This window comes from Burkholderia sp. Ac-20349 (genome assembly GCF_017104865.1).
In the GTDB taxonomy this organism is placed as follows: domain Bacteria; phylum Pseudomonadota; class Gammaproteobacteria; order Burkholderiales; family Burkholderiaceae; genus Burkholderia; species Burkholderia aenigmatica.
In genome coordinates, this window is sequence record NZ_JAAGPM010000088.1 from 1 (window position 1) to 25,604 (window position 25,604).

Annotated in this window: 29 protein-coding genes; 14 read left to right on the plus strand and 15 right to left on the minus strand. The window is 65.7% G+C overall.

The genetic code is table 11. The annotated features are described in order from the left end of the window. A partial coding sequence (locus G3N61_RS25415; protein WP_205823876.1) for a SulP family inorganic anion transporter occupies positions 1 to 1,597 on the plus strand: 1,597 nt, incomplete at its 5' end. A 37-nt stretch (positions 1,598 to 1,634) separates the two neighbouring features. Here the strand turns inward: G3N61_RS25415 and G3N61_RS25420 are convergent. After that, positions 1,635 to 2,387, minus strand: coding sequence for a hypothetical protein (locus G3N61_RS25420; protein WP_089454399.1), 753 nt, complete (start codon positions 2,385 to 2,387; stop codon positions 1,635 to 1,637). Between the two features lie 114 nt (positions 2,388 to 2,501). After that, positions 2,502 to 3,293, minus strand: coding sequence for a hypothetical protein (locus G3N61_RS25425; RefSeq protein WP_205823877.1), 792 nt, complete (start codon positions 3,291 to 3,293; stop codon positions 2,502 to 2,504). A gap of 404 nt (positions 3,294 to 3,697) precedes the next feature. Between G3N61_RS25425 and G3N61_RS25430 the strand changes: the two genes are divergently transcribed. Further along, positions 3,698 to 4,363, plus strand: coding sequence for a sigma-70 family RNA polymerase sigma factor (locus tag G3N61_RS25430; RefSeq protein ID WP_155292038.1), 666 nt, complete (start codon positions 3,698 to 3,700; stop codon positions 4,361 to 4,363). Next, positions 4,360 to 5,055, plus strand: coding sequence for a hypothetical protein (locus G3N61_RS25435; RefSeq protein ID WP_205823878.1), 696 nt, complete (start codon positions 4,360 to 4,362; stop codon positions 5,053 to 5,055). The genes G3N61_RS25430 and G3N61_RS25435 overlap by 4 nt, the downstream gene beginning before the upstream one ends. Positions 5,056 to 5,493: 438 nt before the next feature. Here the strand turns inward: G3N61_RS25435 and G3N61_RS25440 are convergent, their stop codons facing one another. The 3 genes from G3N61_RS25440 to G3N61_RS25450 are packed head-to-tail and all read right to left on the minus strand — an operon-like array spanning position 5,494 to position 7,738. After that, positions 5,494 to 5,706, minus strand: coding sequence for a hypothetical protein (locus tag G3N61_RS25440; RefSeq protein WP_205823879.1), 213 nt, complete (start codon positions 5,704 to 5,706; stop codon positions 5,494 to 5,496). Between the two features lie 14 nt (positions 5,707 to 5,720). Next, a complete protein-coding gene (locus tag G3N61_RS25445; RefSeq protein ID WP_043187832.1) occupies positions 5,721 to 6,344 on the minus strand; it encodes a glutathione S-transferase family protein in 624 nt (207 codons plus the stop codon). Further along, positions 6,341 to 7,738, minus strand: coding sequence for an MFS transporter (locus tag G3N61_RS25450; protein ID WP_205823880.1), 1,398 nt, complete (start codon positions 7,736 to 7,738; stop codon positions 6,341 to 6,343). Before G3N61_RS25450 ends, G3N61_RS25445 begins: the two co-directional genes overlap by 4 nt. 129 nt (positions 7,739 to 7,867) lie before the next feature. On the opposite strand from G3N61_RS25450, the gene gcvA reads away from it, so the two are divergent. Next, positions 7,868 to 8,758, plus strand: coding sequence for a transcriptional regulator GcvA (gcvA, locus tag G3N61_RS25455; protein ID WP_205823881.1), 891 nt, complete (start codon positions 7,868 to 7,870; stop codon positions 8,756 to 8,758). 308 nt (positions 8,759 to 9,066) lie between these two features. Here the strand turns inward: gcvA and G3N61_RS25460 are convergent, their stop codons facing one another. Both G3N61_RS25460 and G3N61_RS25465 read right to left on the minus strand, forming a co-directional pair. Continuing rightward, entirely contained in the window at positions 9,067 to 9,279 is a 213-nt protein-coding gene (locus G3N61_RS25460; protein WP_006489184.1) for a twin transmembrane helix small protein, read from the minus strand. Then, positions 9,276 to 9,626, minus strand: a complete 351-nt coding sequence (locus G3N61_RS25465; RefSeq protein WP_043187942.1) for a hypothetical protein — start codon at positions 9,624 to 9,626, stop codon at positions 9,276 to 9,278. The genes G3N61_RS25460 and G3N61_RS25465 overlap by 4 nt, the downstream gene beginning before the upstream one ends. A 251-nt stretch (positions 9,627 to 9,877) precedes the next feature. Here G3N61_RS25465 and G3N61_RS25470 point away from each other — a divergent pair, with 251 nt between their 5' ends. Both G3N61_RS25470 and G3N61_RS25475 read left to right on the plus strand, forming a co-directional pair. Next, entirely contained in the window at positions 9,878 to 10,636 is a 759-nt protein-coding gene (locus G3N61_RS25470) for a YoaK family protein (protein ID WP_043187844.1), read from the plus strand. An 87-nt stretch (positions 10,637 to 10,723) separates the two neighbouring features. After that, complete coding sequence (locus tag G3N61_RS25475; protein WP_021158209.1) at positions 10,724 to 10,909, plus strand: ribbon-helix-helix protein, CopG family; 186 nt, start codon at positions 10,724 to 10,726, stop codon at positions 10,907 to 10,909. 33 nt (positions 10,910 to 10,942) lie between these two features. On the opposite strand, the gene G3N61_RS25480 is transcribed toward G3N61_RS25475, so the two are convergent. Together G3N61_RS25480 and G3N61_RS25485 are read right to left on the minus strand one after the other, a co-directional pair. Continuing rightward, on the minus strand, positions 10,943 to 11,779 hold the full coding sequence (locus G3N61_RS25480; protein ID WP_205823882.1) for a spermidine synthase: 837 nt from the start codon (positions 11,777 to 11,779) through the stop codon (positions 10,943 to 10,945). 43 nt (positions 11,780 to 11,822) lie between these two features. Then, a complete protein-coding gene (locus tag G3N61_RS25485) occupies positions 11,823 to 12,167 on the minus strand; it encodes a zinc ribbon domain-containing protein YjdM (RefSeq protein ID WP_021158207.1) in 345 nt (114 codons plus the stop codon). Positions 12,168 to 12,529: 362 nt separating this feature from the next. Between G3N61_RS25485 and G3N61_RS25490 the strand changes: the two genes are divergently transcribed. From G3N61_RS25490 to G3N61_RS25505, 4 genes are all read left to right on the plus strand, one after another. Beyond that, on the plus strand, positions 12,530 to 12,793 hold the full coding sequence (locus G3N61_RS25490) for an HPr family phosphocarrier protein (protein WP_043187851.1): 264 nt from the start codon (positions 12,530 to 12,532) through the stop codon (positions 12,791 to 12,793). A gap of 63 nt (positions 12,794 to 12,856) precedes the next feature. Beyond that, a complete protein-coding gene (locus G3N61_RS25495) occupies positions 12,857 to 13,078 on the plus strand; it encodes a hypothetical protein (RefSeq protein WP_021158205.1) in 222 nt (73 codons plus the stop codon). 481 nt (positions 13,079 to 13,559) lie between these two features. Next, positions 13,560 to 14,099 carry a GNAT family N-acetyltransferase gene (locus G3N61_RS25500; RefSeq protein WP_205823883.1) on the plus strand — a complete coding sequence of 180 codons (540 nt, stop codon included), beginning with the start codon at positions 13,560 to 13,562 and terminating at the stop codon, positions 14,097 to 14,099. Positions 14,100 to 15,017: 918 nt separating this feature from the next. Continuing rightward, on the plus strand, positions 15,018 to 15,728 hold the full coding sequence (locus G3N61_RS25505; RefSeq protein ID WP_089454390.1) for a response regulator: 711 nt from the start codon (positions 15,018 to 15,020) through the stop codon (positions 15,726 to 15,728). A gap of 159 nt (positions 15,729 to 15,887) precedes the next feature. On the opposite strand, the gene G3N61_RS25510 is transcribed toward G3N61_RS25505, so the two are convergent. The 3 genes from G3N61_RS25510 to G3N61_RS25520 all read right to left on the minus strand — a co-directional run bounded on the left by G3N61_RS25510 (position 15,888) and on the right by G3N61_RS25520 (position 18,663). After that, entirely contained in the window at positions 15,888 to 16,370 is a 483-nt protein-coding gene (locus G3N61_RS25510) for a DUF1641 domain-containing protein (RefSeq protein ID WP_043187944.1), read from the minus strand. Between the two features lie 242 nt (positions 16,371 to 16,612). Further along, a complete protein-coding gene (locus G3N61_RS25515; protein WP_205823884.1) occupies positions 16,613 to 17,791 on the minus strand; it encodes a YncE family protein in 1,179 nt (392 codons plus the stop codon). A 59-nt stretch (positions 17,792 to 17,850) separates the two neighbouring features. Beyond that, positions 17,851 to 18,663 (minus strand): creatininase family protein, encoded by an 813-nt coding sequence (locus tag G3N61_RS25520; protein ID WP_205823894.1) that lies wholly within the window; start codon positions 18,661 to 18,663, stop codon positions 17,851 to 17,853. 797 nt (positions 18,664 to 19,460) lie between these two features. Between G3N61_RS25520 and G3N61_RS25525 the strand changes: the two genes are divergently transcribed. The 4 genes from G3N61_RS25525 to G3N61_RS25540 all read left to right on the plus strand — a co-directional run bounded on the left by G3N61_RS25525 (position 19,461) and on the right by G3N61_RS25540 (position 22,017). Then, the gene (locus tag G3N61_RS25525) at positions 19,461 to 19,601 is read left to right on the plus strand and encodes a hypothetical protein (protein WP_205823885.1); all 141 of its coding nucleotides are present in this window, start codon (positions 19,461 to 19,463) and stop codon (positions 19,599 to 19,601) included. 110 nt (positions 19,602 to 19,711) lie between these two features. Then, the gene (locus G3N61_RS25530; protein WP_205823886.1) at positions 19,712 to 21,376 is read left to right on the plus strand and encodes an NRAMP family divalent metal transporter; all 1,665 of its coding nucleotides are present in this window, start codon (positions 19,712 to 19,714) and stop codon (positions 21,374 to 21,376) included. Positions 21,377 to 21,486: 110 nt separating this feature from the next. Continuing rightward, positions 21,487 to 21,699, plus strand: a complete 213-nt coding sequence (locus G3N61_RS25535) for a hypothetical protein (RefSeq protein WP_205823887.1) — start codon at positions 21,487 to 21,489, stop codon at positions 21,697 to 21,699. A 36-nt stretch (positions 21,700 to 21,735) separates the two neighbouring features. Beyond that, positions 21,736 to 22,017, plus strand: a complete 282-nt coding sequence (locus tag G3N61_RS25540; RefSeq protein WP_205823888.1) for a hypothetical protein — start codon at positions 21,736 to 21,738, stop codon at positions 22,015 to 22,017. Positions 22,018 to 22,419: 402 nt separating this feature from the next. Here the strand turns inward: G3N61_RS25540 and kdpA are convergent, their stop codons facing one another. The 3 genes from kdpA to benD all read right to left on the minus strand — a co-directional run bounded on the left by kdpA (position 22,420) and on the right by benD (position 25,603). Beyond that, a complete protein-coding gene (kdpA, locus tag G3N61_RS25545; RefSeq protein ID WP_205823889.1) occupies positions 22,420 to 24,228 on the minus strand; it encodes a potassium-transporting ATPase subunit KdpA in 1,809 nt (602 codons plus the stop codon). A gap of 115 nt (positions 24,229 to 24,343) precedes the next feature. Beyond that, positions 24,344 to 24,742, minus strand: coding sequence for a RidA family protein (locus tag G3N61_RS25550; RefSeq protein WP_205823890.1), 399 nt, complete (start codon positions 24,740 to 24,742; stop codon positions 24,344 to 24,346). Between the two features lie 90 nt (positions 24,743 to 24,832). Then, positions 24,833 to 25,603 (minus strand): benzoate diol dehydrogenase BenD, encoded by a 771-nt coding sequence (benD, locus tag G3N61_RS25555; RefSeq protein ID WP_205815468.1) that lies wholly within the window; start codon positions 25,601 to 25,603, stop codon positions 24,833 to 24,835. Position 25,604: the final 1 nt, after the last annotated feature.

The window sequence follows — 25,604 nt, forward strand, 5'->3', positions numbered from 1 at the left end:
AACCGGCGCCGCGTCGGCGCTGCGTTCCGATTTCGTGCCCGCGCTGCTGCTGACCGCGTCGTCCGCCGCCGAGTACATCGGCCTCGGCGTCCAGGCGCTTGCGGCCGCGCATGGCGCGCAGGCCGCCGCGCTCGGCGCCGCGATCGGCCTCGCGACCGCGATCGTCGGTCTGCTCGTCGTCGCCTTCGGCGGCGGCACCCAGCCACTGATTTCCGGGCCGCGGATCGCCGCGACGGTCCTGATGTCGCAACTCGTCGGCACACTGCTCAACACGCCGTCGATCGCGTCGCTCGGCCTGTTCGGCGCGTTGGGGTGCGCGTCGCTTGCGCTCGCCTGCGCCGGTGTCACGCAGCTCTGCCTGGCCGCGCTGCGCGGCGGCATGCTCGTGCGTATGCTGCCGGCATCGGCACTGTCCGGCCTGCTGTTCGGTTCGGCGATACTGGCCATCGCCGACCAGGCACACGCGGTCACCCGCTGTGCGCTCGACTGGTGGCCGACGGTCGTCGTCGTGGCCAGCGGCGTCGGCGCGCATTTCCTGTGGGCGACGTTCGCGCCGCGCGTGCGCTGGCCGAAGGGGTTGTCGCTGTTCGCGGCGCTGCTCGCCGGCACCGCGGCGTTCTATGGTTTCGATGCGCTCGACGCGGCGCCGCTCGCGTGCCGCACGTTCGGCACGGTCGGTTTCGATCCCGGCCTGCTCGGTCGGCCCGGCCTGCTGCAATGGCCGTCGGTGTTCGCACGCCTCGACGCGGGCTTGCTCGCGATGCTCGTGCTGTACGGCGCGATGATCGGGGTGCTGGCCTCGCTCGACACGCTGATTGCGGCCGGCAACGTCGAAGCGGACAGCCGCCAGCGGGCGCGGCCCAACCGCGATCTCGCCGCGCACGGCGTCGCGAACCTCGTCGCGGCGGCCGCCGGCCTGTTGCCGATCGTCGGTTCGCTGACCCGCTCCAAGCTCGCGTGGAACGCCGGTGGACGGACACGCGGGGTGGCCGTGCTGCACGCGGCGATGCTGCTCGCGCTCGTCGTCGCCGGCACGTCGCTGCTCGCGCTGCTGCCCAAGCTGGCGGCGGCCGCCGTGATGATTGCGATGGCGCTCGACATGATCGACGACTGGTCGCGCCAGATCGTCGGCCACTGCCTGTCCGGGCGCGGGCCCGCGGAGGTGGTCGCCGCCGCCGTGTGGACGTTCGCGGCGGTGACTGCGGTGACCGCGGTCACGGGACAGCCGGGCAAGGGCTTCGCGGTCGGCTGCGTGGCCGCGCTGCTCAGCCTGCTGCGCGCGCCCCGGCGCTTCGCCATCGCCTGCGACGTGCAACCGGACGGCATGACCGTGCGCGCGACCGGCGCATTGATCGGCTGCTTCGTCGATCGCAAGATGGTGGAGCCGGTGCTCGCGCAGCTCGCGCCGGGTACGGCGATCCAGGCCGTCGATATCGACCTGTGCGGCGTACGACGCTTCGACGCGTCCGCGTGCAGGTCGCTGCGCCAGCTCGGCGACCTGCTTGCTGCACGCGGCGTGTCGCTGCGTTTCGTGCTGGCCGCGCGGCAGACCGACCTGCGCGCCGCGCTCGCGACGTTCTCGGTCACGCGGGGATGAGCGTCCCGCCTGCCTGCGCGACCGGCAAGCAGGATCGTCACATCGCTGCGAGCACGTGACCGCCGCCGTCGAGCAGCTGCACATGCAGCATCTGCAGCTTCACCTGATTGTTCGCCGGGTCGACATCCTGCGCATACGCGTAGACGCGCGCGGTAATCGGCTTGTAGTGGCTGCGCAGATCCTCGATCGAACGCGCCTGCGCTTCGTCGGTCACTTTCACGAAATTGAAGTCCGGCCCGTTCGTGTACGCGATCTTGTAGTTCGCGTTGTCGAAGAAGTACTGGAACGAGCCCGGTTGCGCGACGTTGGTCAGCTGAAAACCTTTCTTCGTGAAGTCGTACGAGTCGAGCGTCGCGTTCGGCGTCGTCAGGACGACATAACGGCTGTTCTGCGCCGCCGCGACCGATGCGTCGATGCGCGGCTTCAACGTGTTCAGCATGTCCTGCTTCTTGAAGCCGTCCGACGTGTTCTGGTAGTCGCGCGAGTAATACTGCGCGGCCTTGTCGTAATCGACGGGCAGCTTCGAGATGCCGTAGTACAGGAACATCACTTCGTTGCCGCTATCGATCCCGCGATAGTCGGCGAGCGCCCGCGCGGCGTCGCCTTGCGGCAGCGCGCGGTCCGCGATCTGCTGCTGCTTGTCCGGCGAAGCCAGCCCGGCCAGATCCACCACGGGCCGGGCGGCGGCGTCCGGCGCCTTCGGTGCGTCATCGGATTTGCTGCAGGCGCCGAGGCCCGACGCACACAGCGCGATCAACAAGGTCGTAGCGGCAGTAGACATCTTCTTCATGGTGAGGGACTCCAGTCGTGTGTGGATGAGAAAACGTGCGCGAGCCCGGTTCCGGGACCATCGCGAGATGCGGCGCATCGCCCGGCATGCGCGCCGGGCCTGCGCGTCGGCCGCTCAGGCCGACAGGTATTGCTTGACGCCCTTGAAGGCGAGATAGAGCGCGGCCGCGCCGGCGACATAGAAGCCTGCGCCGAACGAGATGGCCTTCGACACTTCCGCGGCCATTTCGCGCGCGAAGTCCGCCGACAGGCCGGTCATCCCGGCCGCGCCGCCGATCTCGCTCACGGCGGACGAGATCTTCCAGTAGATGCCCGCGTAGACCGCGACCATCCATGCGAGCGGCGCGGCAAGGCCGAGCCACAGCGATTTGCGGCGGAACAGGAACGGGGCGATGCACAGTGCGAGCGTCAGGTAGCAGGCGAAGCCGTACCACCCTGCGCTCATCTGGCTGACGCCCTCGAGCGCATAGAAGTTGTTCATCGAGTGCAGCGCGCGCAGCAGGTCGTAGAACGAGAGCCCGCTCGCCGTCGACGCCGTCACCTGGATCGCGATCGCATTCAGCGAGAACCAGCCGATCAGCAACAGCGCGATCGCGCCGAGATTCGCGTATCCGACCGCCGACACGACGCGCGCGGCAAGCGGCAAGCCGATCGCCGCCGCTTCGCCGAGCGCGCGGCCCGAGACCTCGCGCACGCCGTCGACCGCGTCGCGCATCCGCTCCTGTCCGACGGTCGCGCCGGAGACCGCGCGCACCGCGGTGACGGCACCGCTGCCGTCGAAATCGACGTCGACCGCCATGTTGACCGTCGGCGCCACGTCGCTCTTCCAGTGCGTTTCAAGCGAAAACGCGTACTGGCGTCCGAGCGCGACCAGCAGGCCGTCGCCAGCGACGGTGTCGCGCAGCACGCGGCCGCGCGTCCGGGTGCTCGCGGGCGAATCCGGTGCGGCGGTGGGCGCCGCGGCGTCGGTGCGGCTCCCGCAACGCGGGCAGAAAGGCACGCGCTCCGGCATGCTCGAGTGGCATTGGGTACAGGTGTGGGTCGCGTTCATGGCTTGGCAGTTCTCACGTTCGAAGGGGCAGTTCGCGGCAGCGTGAGCCGCGATATCGACACTCGCCATCACCGCGCCGGCTCACGGCCGACGGCGGACTTTGCTCGCGTCTTGTCGTTCTATTCGCGTGCCGCGCCGATTTGTTCGCCCGATTTTTCATGCCATGCAGAATTCGCACCCGCATATATAATTCCGGCGGCGCCGGCCACCCTACGCGTCGCGGCTGCCGTCCCCATTCCAAGCGACCCAAGATGTCTTCGATGACGCCACGATTCCTTCCCTCCGACGACCGCGACGCGCGATCCACGACCGTCGTCGCCCTTGAGCGGCTGCAACGTGACAAAGGGCGCTTCGCCGCATTCTTCCGGCAGGTGAACAACCGATTTGCGCGGCAGGCCCGCCGCCTCTATCCGTGGAGTCGCGACGCCGACATCGAGGACGCGCTGCAGTCGGCGCTGCTCTCGCTGTTCGAGCCGACGAGCGCGTTCTCGCTCGACGATGCCGCACGGATGGACGACGCGACGTTCGATGCACGCGTCGCGGGCTACGTGACCGGCGCGGCCACCAAGCAGCTGATTACCCGCCTGCGCAAACTCGGCGTCGAATCGGTCCGGCTGACGTCGCTCGAGCAGTGGCTGGAAAACGAGCACGCGCTCGACGCGCTGCTGTCCGACCTCGGTGAACTGGCGCCGAGCCCCGAAGCCGCCGCGATACTTGCGCGCACGCGCGCCGCGGTCGAACGCTGCCTGTCGAAACTGACGGAGACGGCGCGCGAGACGTTCATGCTCGCGCTGGGCGGACACAAGGATGTCGAGATTCAGCAGATGACGAAGGCCGGTTCGCCCGTGTCGGTACGACGTCGCATTTCCGAAGCAAAGGCTCGCGTGATTGCCTGCGTGCAGGACCAGACGGGAGAAACGGCATGAGCAACGCACCGCGCCACACCACCGATCCGGACGAACCGGATCGCGACCTCGCCCTGGCCTACGTGCGGGGCGAACTCACGCCGGACGAACATGCACGGTTCGTCGAGCGGCTCGCGCACGATGCGGCGCTCCGGGACACGCTCGCCGTACTGGAAGCCGCCGCCGACATCGCGCAGGAAGCGCGCACCGCTGCGACGAACGATGCCGCGTTCGCACGGCTTCAGGCCGCGCTCGGCGCCCGCGACACCGCGCATGCGCGCACGGCGGCCGACGCCCCGCGCAGCGCGCCGCAACCCGAGCGTCGCCAATCCTGGTTTGCGCGCGTGCAGGACTGGATGCGCGAACACTCGCTCGTCATGCAGCCGGCCTTGACCGCGCTCGTCGTCGTACAGGCGGTCGCGATCGTGCAACTGATGCGTGGCACCGAGCCGGACACGGTGCCGGACGCTGTCGTGCGGGGGGCGACGGGCCAATGCACCGACGTGTGGGTCACTTTCCGGGACGGCGTCACCGAACAGGCGATTCGCCAGTGGCTGACGCTCTACGGCAGCAGCATCGTTGCAGGCCCGGACGGCTCCGGCCGCTACCGTATCGCGTCCACCGATGCGGACGCGCGCGCGGCGCTGCTGGGAAGCAGCGAAGCCGCACGACTCGCCGCACAGATCGATCGGCCGCAGGGGTGCGGAAAATAATGCGTTGATTCGGTGCGGGGTGCGGGAAAGCTGGCGTCGTTGGTCTGGTGGCGTGCGGATTCGCAGACGATTACGCGGCCATGACCGGCGTCTCCGCGCCAATCAAACGAACGCAAAGTCGGAGCTTCGCGCTGCGTCAGTGAATTGATCGGCGAAGACGCGCAAGACGTACATGGTCAATGATGTTCGTGCTGACCGGGTCGATCAACATGGCGCAATGCCGGCGATTCGCATGCGTCCGGTTCTGCAAGCGCCACGCTGGACAGCCTGATGCGTGATCGCGCTCAACAAGCCCACCGCCTCATTGCGCCAACTTGAATGCGTCGGCTTTAGTTGCATCCGATATCGATCGCAACACCTCGAGTTCCCCTGAACACGCGAGCAATCTGCGTCGTGCGGAGATCTCGCTGGCAGCATGCCGCTGCCAGTGTCCGCGCATCACGGCTGCGGTTTTATCACCCTCCCGGCAAAGCCAAATTCCACCCATTCCGCCTTTCCGGCCAGCGCGCACATGTCGCCTTCATGGAAGCGCGCCGGCAGGAAAACGCCAACGGCCGGACGCTGTGGCGCGAGCAAGCGCCGGTAACCGGAATGCGTATGGAACGCTGACAACGACGCGCCCTTGATGGTCGGGATCGTGGCAGTACGCATCGTGTCAGCCTCCTTCATGCGCCCGTTGCCGGTTCGGGCAGCGTGATGCCCTTGCGCACGGCGGGCCGCTGCGCCACACGTTCATGCCAGACGCTCATGTGCCGGTGCCGGCTGAAATCGAAGCCGATGATGCGGGCGATGTGCGTCCAGCCGAAATGCGCAATGTCGGCGATGGAATAGTCGTCCCCGGCCAGGTACGGGTGCCGGGCCAGATGACTGTCGAGCACGGCGAACACCCCTTCCGTCAGGCGGCGGTAACGCTCGATGGCGGCGGGTATCTTTTCCTCGGCGAACAGTTCGAAGTGCACCCGCTGCCCGATGATCGGGCCGACGCTGGACGAGTGGAATTGCAGCCACTTGATCGCCTCCCAGCGTGCCGCCGGCTCCTGCGGCAGCAGCCGGCCGGTCTTCTCGGCCAGGTAAAGCAGGATGGCGGCCGACTCGAACAGCGTGATTCCGGTGTCATCGTCGGTGATGACCGGAATGCGGCCATGCGGGTTCAGGGCCAGGAACTCCGGCTGCTGGTGCTCGCCTGCCTCGATGCGGACATGATGCAGGCGGTAAGGCAGCGCCAGTTCTTCCAGGGCGATCGTTGCCTTGAAGCCATTGGGTGAGCTGTCGGTATAAAGGTCGATCATCGCGTCACGCCCAGACGGGTGGCTTGCCCCGGAAGGATGGCTGCTGCGCAGACCAGGCCGACCAGAACCATGCAGGCGGAAACGAGGATGGCATAGCTGAACCCCTGGGCCGCGCTGCCGCCACTGGCGAGGACGGCAATGCTCACGGCGACACCGACCGCAAGCCCGACTGCCGAGCCGATTTCCTGGGTGGTGGTGAGCATACCGCCCGCCAAGCCATGATCGGCAGCATCGATGCCTTCGATACCGGCGACTGTCCACGCAGGAAAAGCGACGCCATAGCCGATGCCGGCCAGCAAGGTGCCAGGCAGAATGGACGCGCTCCACGACGCATCCGCCGACAATGACGTGCCCAGCAAGGCAAGACCACCGATGAACAGCACCATCCCGCCAAGGATGACGGGCTTGGTGCCCATTCTTGCGATCAGGACAGGCCCGACCCACGCGCTGGAGAGCGTGAAAGCGGTTGCCATCGGAAGCAGGCCCAGCCCGGTCTGTGTTGCGGTGAAACCCAGGACCTCCTGCATGTAGAGCGCGACCACCACGAACGTCGGTCCCAACGCCGTATTCGCCAGCAAGGAGACGAGATTCGCCCCGCCCGTCGAGCGTCGCCAGAAAATCGGCAACGGCATCAATGGAGATGCGACCTTGCTTTCCACCTGCACGAAGCCAGCCAGTAGGCCCAGCGCCAGCAGAATCAGCCCGAAGGTCGCAGGAGATGCCAGGCCGACGTGCTCGCTATTGGCAAAAGCGAAGACCAAGGTTGCCGCGCCGCTGGCGACCAGCACCGCGCCCCATACATCCAGGCGGCCGGACGCGGTGTGTGCATCCGGCTTGCCGAGCGGCAGGACGCCCGACAAGGCGATAACCAGCACACCGACCGGCACGTTGATCCACAACACCCAGCGCCATCCCAGCACGTCCGTGATGATGCCGCCCAGGATCAGGCCCGCGACGAACCCGCTAGCGGCCACCGCCGTCCACGCGCCCAGCGCCCGGTTTCGTTGCCGAGGGTCGAGAAAGACCGCCAGCAGCAACGAGAAGGCCGCAGGCGAAAACATCGCGGCACCCAAGCCCTGCATGGCGCGGGTGGTAATCAGCAGCGCCGGGCTTTGTGCAAAGCCGCCCAGCAGCGAACCCGCGGTAAAGAGCGTCAGCCCGATCAGAAACACCCGTCGCCGGCCAAACATATCGGCAGCGCGGCCGCCCAGCAGCAGAAAGCCCGCGATGGCTACGCCATACGCATTGATGACCCATTGCAACCCGCCGGGCGTGAAACCCAGGCTTTGCTGGATTTGAGGCAGCGGGATCATGGTGATGGAAAAGTCGAGCAACGCAACGAACTGCGTCGTGCAAAGCAGGATCAGGCATAGCCGCCAATGCGGATGGGTCATGGTTGTCGTCCAGTCAATATAGGTTTACTAAAGCAGCGCAGCGTCCATGGACTTGTGCCATCATGGCCGTCGCTATGAGAAATCAGAAGCGATCATTTTTGCTTTTAGTCTTTAGAGAACCTAAATCGAATGGCTGCATCACTCCCTCTGCAAGCGCTGCGCACCTTTGTTGAAGTCGGCCAGCGCGGCAGCATCAAGGCTGCTGCCGAAGCGTTGCACGTCACATCCGGCGCGGTCAGTCAGCAGATCCGCTTGCTGGAAGACCGGCTTGGGATGGTGCTGTTCACTCGGGAGCGGCAGGGTTTGCGTCTGACCGAAGCCGGGACCAGCGTGCATCCGTCGTTGCTCGAAGCCTTTGCACAAATCGACAAGGCCGTCGACAGGCTGGAAGCGATCAAAGGCCGCCACACCCTGACAGTCAGTACCGTCGCGACCTTTGCCGCATCGTGGCTCGTGCCGCGCCTGGGGCGCTTCAACGAGCGGCATCCGCAGATCGAAGTGCGGGTCGAGGCGACTTCGGCGCTGACGGACATGCGCCGCGACCGGGTGGATGTGGCGCTGCGGCATGGGCTGGGAAACTACCCTGGCCTGGAAGTCACTCGCCTGATGGCCCCGGTGTTGGTGCCGGTGGCCTGCCCCGGCCTGGTGGCAGACCGTCATGCCGTCAAAGAACCGGGAGACTGCCTGAACTACCCGCTTCTGCACGATTGCGACCGGGCTGACTGGCCGTTATGGTTCGCCGCGCACGGCGTGACCGACGATCCACGGGCGGAGCGCGGCACGGCGTTCGAGGACGACTACCTGCTGATCCGGGCGGCCGAGGCGGGTCAAGGACTGGCCCTGGTGCCGCAGGAATACGCACGCGAGGAAATCGCCGCCGGACGTTTGGTGCAGGTGCTGGACAAGCCCTGGCCGGCACGTTTCGCCTATTACCTGGTCACGCTGCCGGGGGCCATGCAGCGCCCGGAAGTCAAGGCGTTCGCGGATTGGATCGAGGAAGAAGCGCAAGCATCGGCCTGAACAACGTCCTTCGTTATCGGTTGTTCCTTGTCATCGCCGCACCGGCGAACTGCCCTATCGTCGCCGGATCCGGCCATGGCCAAGTTATCTGCCGGGCATTGATTTGCACCGCGCAGCGTCGCGAAGAGCGATGTCGGCTTTCGTGCGGCGCCGTTGCGGCGCCGCCAGTCCCGATCACACGGTGCGCTATTCCAGAACTCGAGCAGGAAATCGCTCCATCAGGATAAGTATTCTTATCACAATAGCTCTATTGAAGATCCAAACTCGCGTTTTCGCGAACGCCCCGCATGCCACGGGGCGTCCGTCTTTCAGCGCCCGATCGGCAGCCCCGTCGGCTCGATCCAGCCCAGCTTGTAAGCGATCAGCAGCGACAGGAACAGCGTGACCGACAGCCCGACGCGGGCCGCGAGCGACCAGGCCATCCGCTTGGACTTGCCGCGATCGTGATTCATGAAATACAGCGCGAAGATCAGGCTCGCGATGATCATCGCGAATGCCACGGAAACCAGCAGAGTTTTCATTGGTGATGCCCTTGAAGATCGGAATCGGCCTGTATCAGTTCGGCCAGTTTTTGCCGCTCGTCGGCGAGGTCGCCAACGCCCGACGCCGGCCAGTCCAGCGCGACGCCATTGCCCAGCGAATCACGCACGAGCGCCTGGTAGCGCCGGTCGTTGATCCGGCCGTGGTCCATCGTTTCCGAGATCTCGCGCCGGAACGGCAGCGGGAAACTCGCGTACGCGCGCGACAGCGCTGCATATTGTCTCGCATCGATCTCTTTCGACGATGGTATGACAGTCCAGATCACCACGGCCACGATGGCCGTGAACGGGATCGCCGTGTAGCGAAGAATGAACTTGATCGGGGTCATGAAGCGGTGGGCAGAAGTGATCGCGAATGCGGGCGGCGCGGCCATGCGACAGCGAAGCCGCCGTCAGGCCGCGCCGCATGACATTGTACTGAAAGCCCTATGCGGCTAACAGAGTATGATAATGTCATTATCATTTTCGTCACATAATTCGAGAGAACCGGCGCCCATGCGCAGGCGGCGTGCCCGCCCTGCCGTGCGGCGCCGGTCTTCACGTCCGTGCCCGCGATCCGCGGCGATTGAGCGAAGCCCTTATGCCAGCGCAGTACTTTCGAAACCTGACGGGAAAACACCGCAGCGCGACCGCGAACCGTCAGCTCGGGTTTTCGCTGGCGTTCGTCGCCGGCGCGGCCAATGCCGGCGGCTTCCTCGCGGTCAAGCAATACACGTCGCACATGAGCGGCATCGTGTCGGCGATCGCCGACCAGACGGCGCTCGGCGACGTGCGGCTCGCGCTGGCAGGCATCAGCTCGCTGGGGTCGTTCCTGGTCGGCGCCAGTTGCTCGGCGATTCTCGTCAACTGGGGCCGCCGCCGCGGCCTGCACAGCCAGTTCGTGCTGCCGCTGCTGGTCGAGGCCGCGCTGCTGCTCCTGTTCGGGCTGCTCGGCAGCCACCTCGCGCTGTGGGAAACCTTCTTCGTGCCGGTAACCGTGACGCTGCTGTGTTTCATCATGGGGCTGCAGAACGCGACGATCACGAAGCTGTCGGGTGCGGAAATCCGCACGACGCACATGACCGGCATCGTGACCGACCTCGGCATCGAGCTCGGGAAGCTGTTCTACTGGAACCGGACGGCGGTCGACGTCGACGCGCATGCGGTCATCGCCAACCGCTCGAAACTGCGGATTCACGCGACGATGCTCGCGTCGTTCTTCATCGGCGGCCTGGCCGGCGCGATCGGCTTCAAGCATGTCGGCTACGTATCGACCGTGCCGCTCGCCGCGGTGCTCGTCACGCTCGCGATCGTGCCGGTGATCGACGACCTGCTCGCGCTGCTCCGCAGCAAGCGCTGATCGCGCGCCAGGAGAGCGCTTTCGGCGGTGGCGCCGAAGGCGGATCGATTATAATTTGATTAACATACCGACCACCCTCGCCCCGCAATGGAAACGAAAACTGCCCGCCTGACCGTCCTGATCGACCCCGCAAAGAAGGAAGCCTTCGAGATGCTCTGCGCCGAGCAGGATCTCACGCCTTCGCAGGTCGTGCGGCAACTGATCCGCGAGTATCTCGACCGCCACGGCGTGACGTACAAGACCAAGAGCGCGCTCGGCAAGCGCGTGAAGTAAGCGCGGCTGCACCGGCCACGCCCGCGGCGCCGGTTACGCGCCGATCTCCCATCGCTCGTGCGGCTGCGCGCGCTGCACCAGCCGCCGAGGCTCGATGCCTTCCCCGGCTTTCATGCGCCGCGCCGTCGCCGCCAGCTTGAGCTCGCCGGCCTGCGCACACGCCAGTGCGCGTTCGAGCAGGATGCGCAACGACGGCAACCGGTTGCCGCCCTTCCACGCAAACGCGATGAAGTTGTTGTCGTCGCCGCACGGCACCAGCGTATACGACGCACCGAACACCGATCGCAGGTGCTCGAGATGCTGCGGCAACGCCGGATCGTCGTCCATGAAGTTGATCGCCAGCACGCCGGTTTCGCTCAGGCGCTCGCGGCATGCCGCGAGGAATGCGGCGCCCGTACACCGGCCGCGCAGGCCGTCGGCGACAAACGCATCGTGCAGGATCACGTCCGTCCTGATATCCGCCCGCTCCAGATGATCGGCGCCGTCGGCGCACACCACCTTGAATCGGTTGTCATCAGCAGGAATCCTGAATGTGTCGCGCAGCGCGATCACGTCCGGGTTGATCTCGACCGCGTCGATCGCCGCGCCAGGCAGGTGCCGGTAGCAGTACTTCGCCAGCGAACCGCCGCCGAGCCCGAGCATGCAGATGTGCGCGGGTTCGGGCTGCAACAGCAGAAAGCCCATCATCACGCGCGTATAGCCGAGCTCAAGCCGCCCCGGATCCCGGAGCGACATGAAGCTCTGCGTGCCGAAATGGTCGAAGTGCAGCGAAAGCGCGTGCTGCGTCTCCAGCACGAATGGCCGGCCGTCGTTCAGCGGCGTCGCCAGGAATCTGACGAACGCGTCGTAGGAAATTCGTTCCTCGGCCATACACGGGTAGTGGGTTGCAAACGGTCGATCGGGGCGTGCGCGCTCAGACTTTCTTCAGGTAGCAGGCCTTCAGCATGAAGCCGCCCATGTCGGTCTTGCAGTCGACCTCGTGATCGCCGCCGACCAGGCGGATGCTCTTGACCTTGGTACCCATCTTCAGCGTGATCGAAGAGCCCTTCACGCGCAAGTCCTTGATCAGCACGACGGAATCGCCATCCGACAGCACGTTGCCGTTCGCGTCCTTGACGACGTCGCCCGCCGGTTCGTCGCCCGTTTCGGCGCCGGCACCGGCCGACCATTCATGGCCGCAGTCCGCGCATACGGTCAGCGTGCCGTCCGGGTAAGTGTTTTCCATCGCGCATTGCGGGCAGGCGGGGGCGGCGTTCATTGCAGCTTCCATTCGGGAGGAGTTGGGTCGTCGATAAAAATGCCGGGCGCGCTGGCAGCGTCGCCCGAATGGCCGGGAGGCACGCGCCGACGGATCGGCGGGCCGCCGTCAGCGCACACGGCATTATAATGCAATACACATATCTTGGCCGCTGTATTATAATTCCCGCTTTCGGGCCGTTCGCCGGACTTGCGGCCCGTTTCACCGAGAATGCCGGCACATCCAAGCAGGATGACATACCCCGGCTGCGCTGCCGGCCGCCCCGAGTCGTGCGGGGCAGCGCGTTTCACGCGCGCCTGGCGCACTGCCGGCCCGGCGCCGCACACCGATTCCGACGTCCCGTCCAGAGGCTTTCCGACATCGTGGCAACCGTTGTGTACGTTGAAATCGGCCCCGCGTGGAACCGCAACCGCGGCTACGCCGCACGAGAAGCCGCCGTCGACGCGGCGCGCGGCTTCGCAAGCGACATCCTGCTGATCGCGAACGGGATCAGCAGCGACGCGAAAGACAGCGCCGCCGTCGCGGCGCTGCAGGTGCACGGCGGCACGTCCGCGCAAGTGCTGGCCACCGGCCCCGACGAGGAGGCGGCACTGCAGGCGCTGCTGCCCGTGTTGCAGGCGCGCTGATTCGCGCGCCATCCGATGTCATGGCATCCCGCCCACCCCGAATCCCCACCTCACGAGGAAGCGATGAGCGACAACTTCACGTCAAACACCCCGAACCTGTCGGCCTCCGCCATCTGGGCGCTCGAACGCCTCGCCGACGTCCGCTATGGGCGCGATGCGCCGGCGCTCGGCTGGTCGATCGCGCGTGAGCTCGTCAGCGCGGGCTTCGTCAGCCATTCCGCCCATGGCCGCTCCGGCGCGTCGATCACGGCCGAAGGGCGGACCTTCCTGAAAAGCCGGAAGTAGATCGCCCCAGCGGGGCGAATCAGCTCGATCCTTTTGAGCGGCGTATTGGCGAATTTGGGCCTCATGAGGATCGTGCTGCGCTTCTGAAATGGCGCCCCCTCGAACGAACAGGCATCAGGCATCGTTCGGGTCAGGAAGCCAGCCATACGCCGCATCGCCGTTCCCGCCATCGAATTTGCCACCGGCGCAACCGCCCCCTTCCTGTTCGCGGCCGCCGCTAATGCGGCGGAGTCAATCCCGGCCACTCGGCGCGGCGCCGCCCGGGCAAGGGTTTTGCTATCATTCCGGCTCCCTGTCTTGCCGAAATGGACATGCCCGCTCGCAGAGTGCCGCCGTCGCCTGTCGTCGATCGCACGCCGCTGCTCGTCGAGGAACATCGCCGCCCGATCTGCCAGCGGGTGCGCGGACGGGGCACAACCAGCGCGGCATCGACGTGCTGACGGCCTGGCCGTCCCAAGCTCCCTCCCTTCCGGAAATCAAGATGCCGCCAGTCTCCTCCCCACCCGTACTCGACACGCCGCGCCTCATCCTCGAAGGCCATCCGCTCGGCGACTTCGATGCGCTTGCCACGATGTGGGCCGAGCCGAAGGTCGTCGAGCACATCTTCAACGGCGAGCCGTCCGCGACGCGCGACTCGTGGATGCGCATGCTCGCGTATCGCGGGCTGTGGCCGCTGCTCGGCTATGGCTACTGGGCGATTCGCGAGAAGGCGTCGGGCCGCTATGTCGGCGATCTCGGTTTCGCCGATTTTTACCGTCTGATCGAGCCGTCGATTCGCGGCGTGCCGGAAGCCGGCTGGGCACTCGCGACGTGGGCGCACGGCAAGGGCTACGCGACCGAGGCACTCGCGGCCGCGCTGGCGTGGCTCGACGGGCAGCAGCGGTTCGAGCGCAGCGTGTGCGTGATCGCGCCGACCAACGTCGCATCGATCCGCGTGGCGGAGAAAGCCGGTTACGGCGAGCCGACGCGGATCCGGTTCAACGACACCGAATCATTGCTGTTTTCGCGCGCAAGCCGGTAAGCGACGATGGCGCACCGGCCATCGCCAGCGTGCCGCATCGGCTTGCGGCGCCGGTGCTTGATTCCCGCTCACCCCGCGACTCGTTCGTAGCGACGGGTAACGCGCCCGTTGTCCATCGGCCTGCAGTTGCCACGCTCATCCATCAATACCCGCATTGCCCCGATCGCCGTGTGAACCTCGTCCGGTTGATCGGGTGCGAGCGTCATCAAGAACGCCGAACGTGTTTCCGCAGCCCTGACGACCTCGCTCCAGTCAGCGGGGGCGACCGCGACGTCGATCGCATCCCTGACCAAATCGGCACCGTGGATGACGCACGACGACGCAATTTCGCATTCCTATTCGTCTATCGGCCCGTCGACAGGTATGCGCCTCGAAGGCCGACGCAGCGTCAACGCCGATCCGCACGCATGCAATAGCGGCAGTCGCGCACCGGGTGCGGGTAGCTGCGCGCACCGGTTATCGCCGTCTTCTTCACCAGGTTTTTAACGCAGGGCCGGAAACGCGGCTCCTCTTTTTTCTCTTCGGTTGGGGGATTGTAAGGAGCCATTGACAATAGATCGTGTAATATTTCGTAATGATCTGTCGAGTAACCTTTACCTGGCCCGAATCGAGTAGCGTAGCGGCGTCCGCACAAGCCGACGTTCGCCAACGCTTTCGTCCGAACGGCTCCGGGTCGGGGTCCGCTCCCGGTGACGCGCCGGATATCGCGCCGACGCATTTTGCCTGTTCGTCGAGCCTTTCGTCGGCATTTGCGGCAAGTCGGCAAAGATTTCCGTGCGGACAGGTTCAGCGGGCGATGCAGATTTCGTCACATTCCTCTGGAATGTTACGCAGTATTATCCGCGTCGCTTCGGCTACCACGCGTTCGGACTGGGCCTAACCGCTCGCCATTTTCCCGTTTTGCCCCCTCGTTTAGCGATGCCCATCCGAATCCTGCTCGTCGAAGATGACGTTCAATTGTCCATACTGACCGCAGACTATCTGCGCAAGCATCAGTACGAGGTAGACACGCTGCTTGACGGCACCGATGCCGTGTCGACGATCGTCACGCGCCGCCCTGACCTGGTGCTGCTCGACATCAACCTGCCGGGCAAGGACGGTTTCGAAATTTGCCGCGAAGCACGCTTGCAGTACGACGGCATCGTCATCATGATGACGGCCCGCGACGAACTGTTCGACGAGCTGCTCGGCCTGGAATTCGGCGCGGACGACTTTCTCCACAAGCCGGTCGAGCCGCGCATTCTGCTCGCGCGGATCAAGGCCCACCTGCGGCGGCTACGCATGCGACCGGTCGACTACGTGCCGGCCTCCCCTCAGCGGTTCGAGTTCGGCAAGTTTTCGATCGACCGGGCGGATCGCAAGGTTCGCCTTCCTGACGGTAGCGCGCCTCGCCTGACGTCGACCGAATTCGACCTGCTGTGGGCCCTTGCCTGCCGCGCCGGCGAGGTCGTCAGCCGGGAAGACCTGACGGTGCTGTTGCGCGGCATCGAGTTCGACGGCTTCGATCGCTCGATCGACGGCCGGATCTCGAAGCTGCGCCGCAAGCTGCTCGATGACATCACGGAACCGAAGCGGATCAAGACGATCCGCTGCAAGGGCTATCAGTTCAGCAAGCACGCATGGGAATAGCGCGGCATATGGGCCAACACGCTGCTTCGCGTGCGGCCTGTCGTGGCACGCGACCGCACGCGTCGGCCGGCCGCGCACCTGGCACTGCATGTGTGCAGCGCCCGCAGCCGTTGCCGCGTGGCGTCGGGCACGCCGATACCGGCCCGCAACCGGACACCGTCACGTGCCGTTCGTCTTCTCGCCGAGCGCGGTGACGGGCGTCTCCGGATTGCGCGCAAGCCCTTGCGCGAACACCTTCAATCCTTCGAGCAACGGCGTCAGCGCGTCCCACAGCGCTTCGTCGTGCAGCAGCCGGTAGGCGCCGCGCACGCCGGGTGCGACATGCGCGTGCTGCGCCGGTTGCCACGCGCCAACGTGGTGCAGCGCGTCGGCGGCCGCGAACACGGCCTTGCCGAACTGCTCCGGCGGAATGCGCGACAGCGCCATCAAGAGCACCGCGAGATTCTGCATGCCGCTCTGCATGCCCGGCTTGTCGAGTGCATCGACGAACGTGTCGGCCAGCCGCGCGTTCGCGCTGACGACCTCGCTCGCCAAATGCAGGAATCCATGCCGGTGCAGGCTACCGAGCAGGTGTTCGAGCGCGTCGTGCGCGCCGGGCTCCATGTGCGGAGGGTTCGTGTCGGGAGACTGACGTTCGGTCATCGGCTTTCTCCGGTTGGGACGCCACGTGGCAGCCGCGACGGCGGCCACGCGCGCCGGTTGCGTTTCGCCCGTCGGACACCCCATGCCCGGCGGCAGCGGCCGCGATGCGCGGCAATGGGCCAGACAGGCGCGCGAACCGCGCGCGGTTTGCCTCGCAGCTGTTGCTTGCGCCGTTTCCATCGGCGAGCCATGCGGCCCGCCTGTCGAACGGCCGTGCCGGTACGCGCCGACCGGCCGCCGCCCTACCGCATGTTTCCCGTATGCCCCAGTGAATAGCGCCCCGGCTGCGGCCACACCGTCAGGCCGTGCGGCTCCATGCCGACGGGAATCGACCGGACCGCGCCGCTCGTGGTGTCGATCGCGTAGACGACGTCATCGAAGCGGCCCGACAGCCACAACGTCTTGCCGTCCGCGCTGACGTTGCCCATGTCGGGGCTGCCGCCGCCGGGGATCGGCCAGGTCGCGACCACCTTGCGTGTCGCGAAATCGAGCACCGATACGCCGCCCTTGCCGTGGCGCGGCCCGTGGACCAGATTCGAGCCGCGATTCGCGATATAGAGCTTCGTGCCGTCGCGGCTCGGATACAGTCCGTGCGTCCCGACGCCGGTCGGGATGAAACCGGTCTTCGTGAAGCGGTCGCCATCGACGACGTATACACCGTCCGCCATCATGTCGGCGACATAGAACACCTTGCCATCTGGCGACACGCGGATGTCCTGCGGCATCCCTTTCCGGTCGAGCTCGAGGTAGCCGACCACCTTGCGATTCACCAGATCGATCTTCGCCAGCTTGCCGCCGAACTCGCATGTGAAGAGCGCATAGCGGCCGTCGATCGAAAAGTCGGCATGGTTGATGCCCTTGCATTGCGGGACATCGAGGCTCGATTTCAGCGCCATCGTTTTGGGGTCGCGGAAGTCGAGCCGCGCATGTGCCTCGGCCACCACGATCGCATCCTTGCCGTCGGGCGTGAAATACATGTTGTACGGATCGTCGACGCTCACTGCCTGGCCGGGCTTGCCCGTCTTCGGATCGATCGGCGTCAGGCTGCCGTCGGTTCGCCCTTCCGCATTGTTCGCGACCCATAGCGTCTGCAGATCCCAGGCCGGCACGACGTGCTGCGGACTGCGGCCGACGGCAAACCGGTCGACGACCTTGTACGTGGCCGGGTCGATCACGTAGACGTCGTTCGACCGCAGGTTCGGCACATAGATGCGCGGCAATGCACCCGCTACCGCCACGCTCATGCGGCCGGCCTGCGCCTCGCTGTACAGGTTGTCCGGGTTGATGACGGGCGGCATGCCGGGTACGGCCGCGACGGCGGACGCCGCGATCGCACCTTGGGCGCAGAAGCCGGCCAGCGCTGCCGCGATCACGATCGCGGGATGGGGGAAGCGGATGTGACGGTGAAAGCGCGGTTGCATGACGGTCCCTGTTCGATTGAATGGAACGACGGCAAAGGCGGAGCGATAGCGTGGCGGCGTCAGCGGCCGGCGATTTCCTTTCTGATTGCATCGACGGTGCGCGACACGATGGCATCGGTGCCCAGCCGGCCGAGCTCGACGCTCGCATGACGCGGATCGCCGCCGTAGACACCGTCGACGGCACCCGGCTTCGCGGCGTTGCGCAGCTTGTCGACCCGGACCATGCGCGGCGCCACCGCCAGCAGCAGCGACGTGTCGGCCAGCCCCGCATGGGTGCCGATTTCCGGGGCCGGCACGCCATGCTCGCGCAGGATCTGGTCATAACCGTCGGAACTGGTGCCGTAATACTCGGCCGGCACGAACGCGCGCGCGCCCGTGCCGGCCCACGACTTGTTGAGCCGGGCGACCGACTGCCTGATGTCATTCTGGTAGCCGCCGTGGTCGCCGAGAAACACGATGTTCGTGAAGCCATGGACCCGGAAGCTGTTGGCTGCGGATTCGAGGGTCTTTTCGAAGACGTCGTCGGGCACGGTGATGGTGCCCGGAAAGCGCATGTGCGACGTCGGCGGCGCATAGCCGCCCTCGGGCACATAGGCGATGACGGGCGCGACGATCGCGTTGCCGAGGCCTTCCGCGATCCGTTCGGACAGTACCCTGACCCGCGCGTTGTGTTTGCCGAGCGCGACGTACGGCCCGCTTTGCTCGGTTCCGCCGATCGGAATCAGGATGGTGGTCTTGCCGCCCCGGATGCTGTCGCGCAGTTCGGTCCAGGTCATGTCTTCGAGTTGCACCGTTCCCGGCACCTGGGCGAGCGCGGCTTGCGCGACGGTGAAAGCGAGGGCGGCGAAGATGGCGCGTGGCGGGCATTTCATCGCGGATTCTCGACGGAAGGATAGAGACGACGCTGCGTTCCCTCGCACCATAAACGAACTCGCCCGACTTGTCGCTGACTGCGGCGCAACGATTCACGTCGAAGGTCGAGAGAAAGCATTTCGTCATGATTGCGCTTCCCATTTCCATCGAACATTTCTTTCAGAAAAATAATCAGATCATTCCAGTCTGAAAGAAAAGATCCCGCCGGAATGGGGCGGTAATTCTCAGCGATCGCGCAGTCGAAAATATATTGGTTATGCTTAGCGAAGCGTATTGACTTCACAATCTCGCGCCACCTAAAATTTAAAGGTCTTCACAAAAGGGGCTGATACCTTGGACAGTTGCAGTAGTCGATCTTCGAACAGTTTCGCTGCCTGATCGGCAGGACGTCCGCGCTCCCTTTTCCCAGCCGCCGTCCTGCCCTCAGGCAGGCGGTGCGCGCCCCGGTAAACCCTCCGTGCACCTTGTTGATTAGCGCCATGTGGCGCACGCGTTCGCGTGCGCGCCACACGGAACCGCGTCGCGAGCCTCGACTCGCGGCCGTATGCGTTCGCGCCTCGATCATTCATTCGCAGGCGCGTGGATAAACACGTACGCAGCAATCGCGCGTACCTACCGTTCACAAGGAACCGACATGCCCGGCACCGACAGTTATCCCTTATGTCATTCATTTCCAGTGTCTTTATTCACTGAGGAAAGCGAGTAGGCCCCAGTCGCCGCGCCCGTGATGCGCGCGATTTCCGTGTCTGCTGGCTTTTCGCAATCACGCGTCAAGCCAGGCGCACGGAGCACGATCATGAACTTCGGCCTTCTCCTGTCGAATCTGCCGCACATCGACGAATCGCGCGTCTGCTACGACGCGATGCTGTCGCTCAAACCACGCGAACCGCACCGGTTCGCCGCTTTCTGGCTCGGCCTCAAAGCCCTCGTTTCGTAACCGCTCTCGCCCCGCCCCTGCATACGCAAGCGACACGATCGTTCGACGATTCGCGTCCTTGCGCATGCCGACGGCGCATTCCCGTTTCGCTCATCTGGGAGGAAAACAAAATGTCCGTACCCGCCAACATCTCGCCCCGCGACACTGCACGCGAACGCAGTGCCGTACTCGACGACGCCCACCTCGGCGACATCAAGGGCGCACTCGGCACCATCGCGCACCACGACGTCGCGCCACGCACCAACTGGTGGGCGCGCTTCCGGACGCTGCTCGCCATTCTCGGCCCCGGTCTCATCGTGATGGTCGGCGACAACGACGCCGGCGCATTCGGTACCTATACGCAGGCAGGGCAAAACTACGGCACGACGCTGCTGTGGACCATGCTGCTTCTGGTACCGGTGCTGTTCGTCAACCAGGAAATGGTGCTGCGGCTCGGTGCAGTGACGGGGGTCGGGCACGCGCGGCTCATTTTCGAGCGTTTCGGCAAGTTCTGGGGTGCCTTCAGTGTCATCGACCTGTTCCTTCTGAACGCGCTGACGATCGTGACCGAGTTCATCGGCATCACGTTCGTGCTCGACTTCTTCGGCGTATCCAAGATCGCGGGCGTGTGCATCGCCGCCGCGCTCACGATGGCGGCGGTCAGCACCGGCAATTTCAGGCGGTTCGAACGCTTCGCCGTGTTCTTGTGCCTCCTGAGCCTGCTGCTGGTGCCGGTGCTGGTCTCGATCCATCCGCCGGTCAGCCAGATGGCACGCGACTTCTTCGTTCCGAACTGGCCCGCGCACTCGAAGCTCTCCGACGTGATGCTGCTCGTGATCGGCATCGTCGGCACGACGGTGGCGCCGTGGCAGCTCTTTTTCCAGCAGAGCTACGTGGTCGACAAGCGCATCACGCCGCGCTTCATGAAGTACGAGAAAGCGGATCTGTGGATCGGCATCGGCTTCGTGCTGGTCGGCGCCGTGGCCATGATCGCGTTCTGTGCGCAGCTCTATGCCGGCAAGCCCGAGTTCGGCAACTTCACCGATGCCGGCGGCATCATCAACGGGCTGGACAAATACGCAGGCCACACGTCGGCCGTGCTGTTCGCCATTGCGCTGTTCGACGCCGCGATCATCGGCGCGGCAGCCGTGTCGCTGTCGACGGCCTACGCGATCGGAGACGTGTTCAAGATCCGCCATTCACTGCATCGCAGCGTGACGGATGCGAAGGGCTTCTATCTCGTCTACTTCGGCATCGTCGCCGCCGCCGCCGCGATCGTGCTGATTCCCGGCAGCCCGCTCGGTCTGCTGACGGAAGCCGTTCAAACGCTCGCCGGCGTGCTGCTGCCGAGCGCGACGGTATTCCTGCTGCTGCTCTGCAACGACAAGGCGGTGCTGGGCCCGTGGGTCAACTCGAAGAAGCTGAACGTGTTCACGGGTGCGGTGATCTGGGTGCTCGTGATGCTGTCCATCATCCTGACGGCCTCGGTGATGTACCCGGACATGAGCGGGCAAACGATCCTCGACATGCTGGCCGGCGGCACGCTGCTGGCCATCGTCGGCTATGCGGCGACGGCCGCCGTCCGCAAGCTGCGACGTGATCCGGCAGACGGTGCGGGGACTGCGCAGGCATGGCCGGAAGGCGCGCGGGACACGTGGCGGATGCCGCCGCTCGACGAGCTGCCGCCGCCCAACCTGACCCTGGCCAAGCGTGTGTGGATGGGCGTGTTGCGTGGCTATCTGTTGCTCGCCGTGGCGCTCGTCGTCAAGGTCGTGCAAATGACGTTCATCAAGTAAGCGTCGCGCCGCGGCATGCACTGGATGCATGCCGCAGGCCTCGTCCGCACGCGTGCCATTCGCCGTGTGTGCGGCAGACGTAAGCCCAGGGTCAACAGGGGACCGACATCGTGAGCCGGATTCGTTTCGTTTCAGCACGTTCCATGCGGTTGGCAGGACGACATGCTCGCGTGCGCCTGTCGCGCGTACGCCGGACGTTGCGTCACGCGCCGCTCAGCCTGACCGAGCGCGTCCTGCTCATCCTGTGGGCCTGCATGCTGACGTCGCTGGTCTGGGTGTCGTTGCTGGTCGGGCTCGTTCGCACCATGCGCATCGCGCCCTGAGCGCGGCGAACCCGATCGTCAGGATACCTGCATGCCATGAGCATTCAACCGCAGTTCACCTCTCAACAACAGGATCAACGCATGAAGCAATACCTTTACGTTGCAACACTCGCCGCCGCACTCACCGTACTCACCGCATGCAGCCATGCCGACGACGATGACGTGCCCAGCACTGCCGCCAGCGCGTCGTCCGCGTCGGCGCCTGCTGCGGCGGCAGATAGCAGTCCCGCGGCATCGGGCACGTCGGCCTCGGCAAGCGACCCGGCGGCGTCCGAGGACGCCGCTTCGGCCTCGCCTGCTTCCGGAGCCAGCCAGTAACCCCGGGGTACCTGACCGACCGATGGTGGATACCCGTCAAGTCACGCCCTGGCAGCGTGGCTTGACGACGGCGCATCCCCGGACACCGCGAGACTGCATCGCCTGTACGAATGGGAGTCCCCGATATGAGTCACGCACACCCGCTTCACAAGACGCACTTCGCACCGCTCCTTGGCGGCATGGTGGCGCTCGTGTCGGCACTGACGATCGTGGGCAGCGTCTGCCGCTCACCCGCCGCCGCCCCGCCCGCCACGTCCGGAAGTGCACCCCGGACGCCGGATGCGCCCGCGGCTCATTGCCTGGTCTACGGAAAATATTGTCTTTCGGCGTTGCTGCACGGCCAGTAGGTTCGCCGTGATGTGCCGGCGACGGGGCTCGCGATCCGTCGCGCGCGGGCTCCGGTTAACGGCCGGCCACCGCACCCAGCTGTTCGACGATCGGCCCCAGTGCAAGTGCCGGCAAGTACGTGAGCGATGCGATCATGATCACCGTCCCGATCAGCAGCCCGATGAAGAGCATGCCGTGCGTCGGCAGCGTACCGGCTCCCGCCGCCCGCCGCCGCTTGCCCGCGAGCGACCCCGAGATCGCCAGTACCGGCACGATCACCGCAAAGCGGCCGAACCACATGGCGATCGCCAGCATCCCGTTGTAGTACGGCGTGTTGGCCGACAGGCCCGCGAATGCGCTGCCGTTGTTGTTGGCCGCCGACGAAAACGCATACAGGATTTCGCTGAACCCGTGCGGGCCCGGGTTGCCGATCCCGGCGATCCCGGCAGGCGTGACGACGGAAATCGCGGTGCCGACCAGCACCAGCAGCGGCGTCGCGAGAATCGCGATGGCCACCATCTTCATCTCGTATGCCTCGATCTTCTTGCCGAGATATTCCGGCGCGCGGCCGATCATCAGCCCGGCGATGAATACCGCCAGGATCGCGACGACGATCATGCTGAAAAGGCCGGAGCCTGGCCCGCCGAATACGACTTCGCCCGTCTGCATCAATACCATCGGGACGAGACCGCCCACCGGCGTGAACGAATCGTGCATCGCGTCGACTGCGCCGTCGCCGCCGCTGGTCGTCACGGTCGCGTACAGCGCCGAAGACACGACGCCGAAACGCGTCTCCTTGCCTTCCAGGTTGCCGCCACGCTCGATCGACAGCGCCGCGGCCCCGTCATGCGGTGCGACGAGCGGCCCGAAGCCCTGCTGCTCCGCATGAATCGTGACCATGGCCGCGGCGACGAACATCGTGGTCATCGCGGCCAGCAGCGCCCATCCCTGCCGCCGGTCGCCGACCGCGACACCGAACGTGTAGCAGAGGGCGGCCGGTATCAGCAGGATCGCGATCATCTGCAGGAAATTGGTCAGCGGCGTGGGGTTTTCGTACGGATGCGCGGAATTCGCGTTGAAGAAGCCGCCGCCGTCGCCGCTCAGCAGCTTGATCGATTCCTGCGACGCGACGGGGCCCAGCGGCAGGTGCTGTCGTTGCGAGCGCATCGATTGCTGCACGACGTTGCCGGTGGCGTCGTGCATCGGCTGGCCCTGCGCGTCCAGCGTCGGTTGTTGCCACGTCACGGCCTGCACCGTGTCCACGTCGCGGTAGGCCGTGAAGTTCTGGATGACGCCCTGCGCCATGAATGCGATCGTGAACACGACGGACAGCGGCAACAAGACATAGAGCGTCGCGCGTGTGAGGTCGACCCACAGGTTGCCGACCGTCGCTGAACCGCGCCGCGCAATGCCCCGCATCAACGCGAACATCACGGCCATGCCGCTGGCCGCGGAAAGAAAGCTCTGTACCGTGATGCCGAGCATCTGGCTCAGGTAGCTCAGCGTCGTTTCACCCGCGTAGCCCTGCCAGCTGGTGTTCGTCGCGAAACTCACCGCCGTGTTGAACGCGGAATCCGGGGCCACGGCCGGCAGCCCCTGCGGATTGAGCGGCAACCACGGTTGCACGCGCTGCAGCACATACAGGAAGAGCGTGCCGACGGCACTGAACAGCAGCAGCGCGAGCGCGTAGGTCTTCCAGTTCATTTCGGCCTTCGGATCGATGCCGGCCGCACGGTAGATCCAGCGCTCGACGGGCCGCCCGATTGCCGACAGCAACGGCGCGTCGCCGTCAGCCACGCGCGCCATATAGAGCCCGAGCGGCTTGACGAGCGCAATCAGTACGACCAGAAACAGTCCGACCTGAAAGCCGGCACTTGCAACCATCCCTTCCTCCCGCAGCCACTGTGTATCGAAGAGTCTCTCACCCTATTTCAGCTCGTGAAAAGTCAAATCGATGCATAGACTGCGGTACATCGCGTAAACATCGCGTCAACGCAAATCACGTCGGCAACACGGCCACCGCCTTGATCTCGACGATATAGCCGGGCGCGCCGCCCAGCATGTGCGCACCGACCGCCGTCCACGCCGGCTTCGGGTGCGCATCGAGGTAGCGGTTGCGCACCTGCATGAACAACGGCAGGTCACGCATGTCGGTATGGAAGGTCGTCAGGTCGACCACGTCGTTGAACGACGCGCCGGCAGCCTCCAGCACGAGCTTCAAATTCTCGAACGCCTGCACGATCTGTGCTTCACGGCCTTCGACGAGCTGCATCGCCGCATCGCGGCCAATCTGGCCGGATACGTACAGCGTATCGCCGACCTTCAGGCCGGGCGCGTAGCCGATCTTCTCGTACACCGCTTCCATTCCCGCCGGAACGATGGCTTTGCGATCACGCATGGGGGGTCTCCATGGCCGGCGTCGTCGCGCCGGCCGGTTGGTTGTCGATGAATACGTTGAACACTTGCTAGCGGCGTCGCGACGCGCTGCTCAACCCGTATCGCCGCCCGCGACCGGCAGCACCGTGCCGGTGATGTAGCTCGCGTCGTCGGACGCGAGGAACAGGATCGGCGCGATCTGTTCGTCGAGGCTGCCGTAGCGCTTGAAGAACGTCGATTCCGTGACCTGGCGCACGGCTTCGCCCATCCACGCCTGTTCCTGCTCGCTGTCGCCGGCCGCGTTGCGCGGCACGCGGCGCGGCGGCGCGCTGGTGCCGCCCGGCGCAGTGGCCACGACCCGGATGTTGTGCGCCGCGTACTCCATCGCAAGTGCCGCCGTCAGCGCATTGACGCCGCCTTTCGCCGCCGAGTACGGCACGCGGCGGATGCCGCGCGTCGCGTTCGACGAGATGTTGACGATCGTGCCGCCACCGCGCGCAAGCAGGTGCGGCAACACCGCGTGGCACGTATAGAGCGTCGGCATCAGCGAGCGGCGGATTTCCGCATCGATCTGCGCCGGCTCGAATTCGGCGAACGGGCGCATGCGGATCGCGCCGCCGACGCCGTTGATCAGGATGTCGATGCCGCCGAACGTCTGCACGGCGTGCGCGACCGCCGCATGCGCACCTTCGTACGTTTCGAGATCGGCGACGAATCCGGCCGTCTCGCAACCGGTCGCTTCGGCCGCGACCTCGGCGACGAAATCCGCGCGATCGACGAACAGCACCCTGCCGCCTTCGGCCGCCGCGCGCAGCGCGACGCCGCGGCCGATGCCCTGCGCGGCGCCCGTGACGACGATGACCTTGCCAGAGAATCGTTGCATG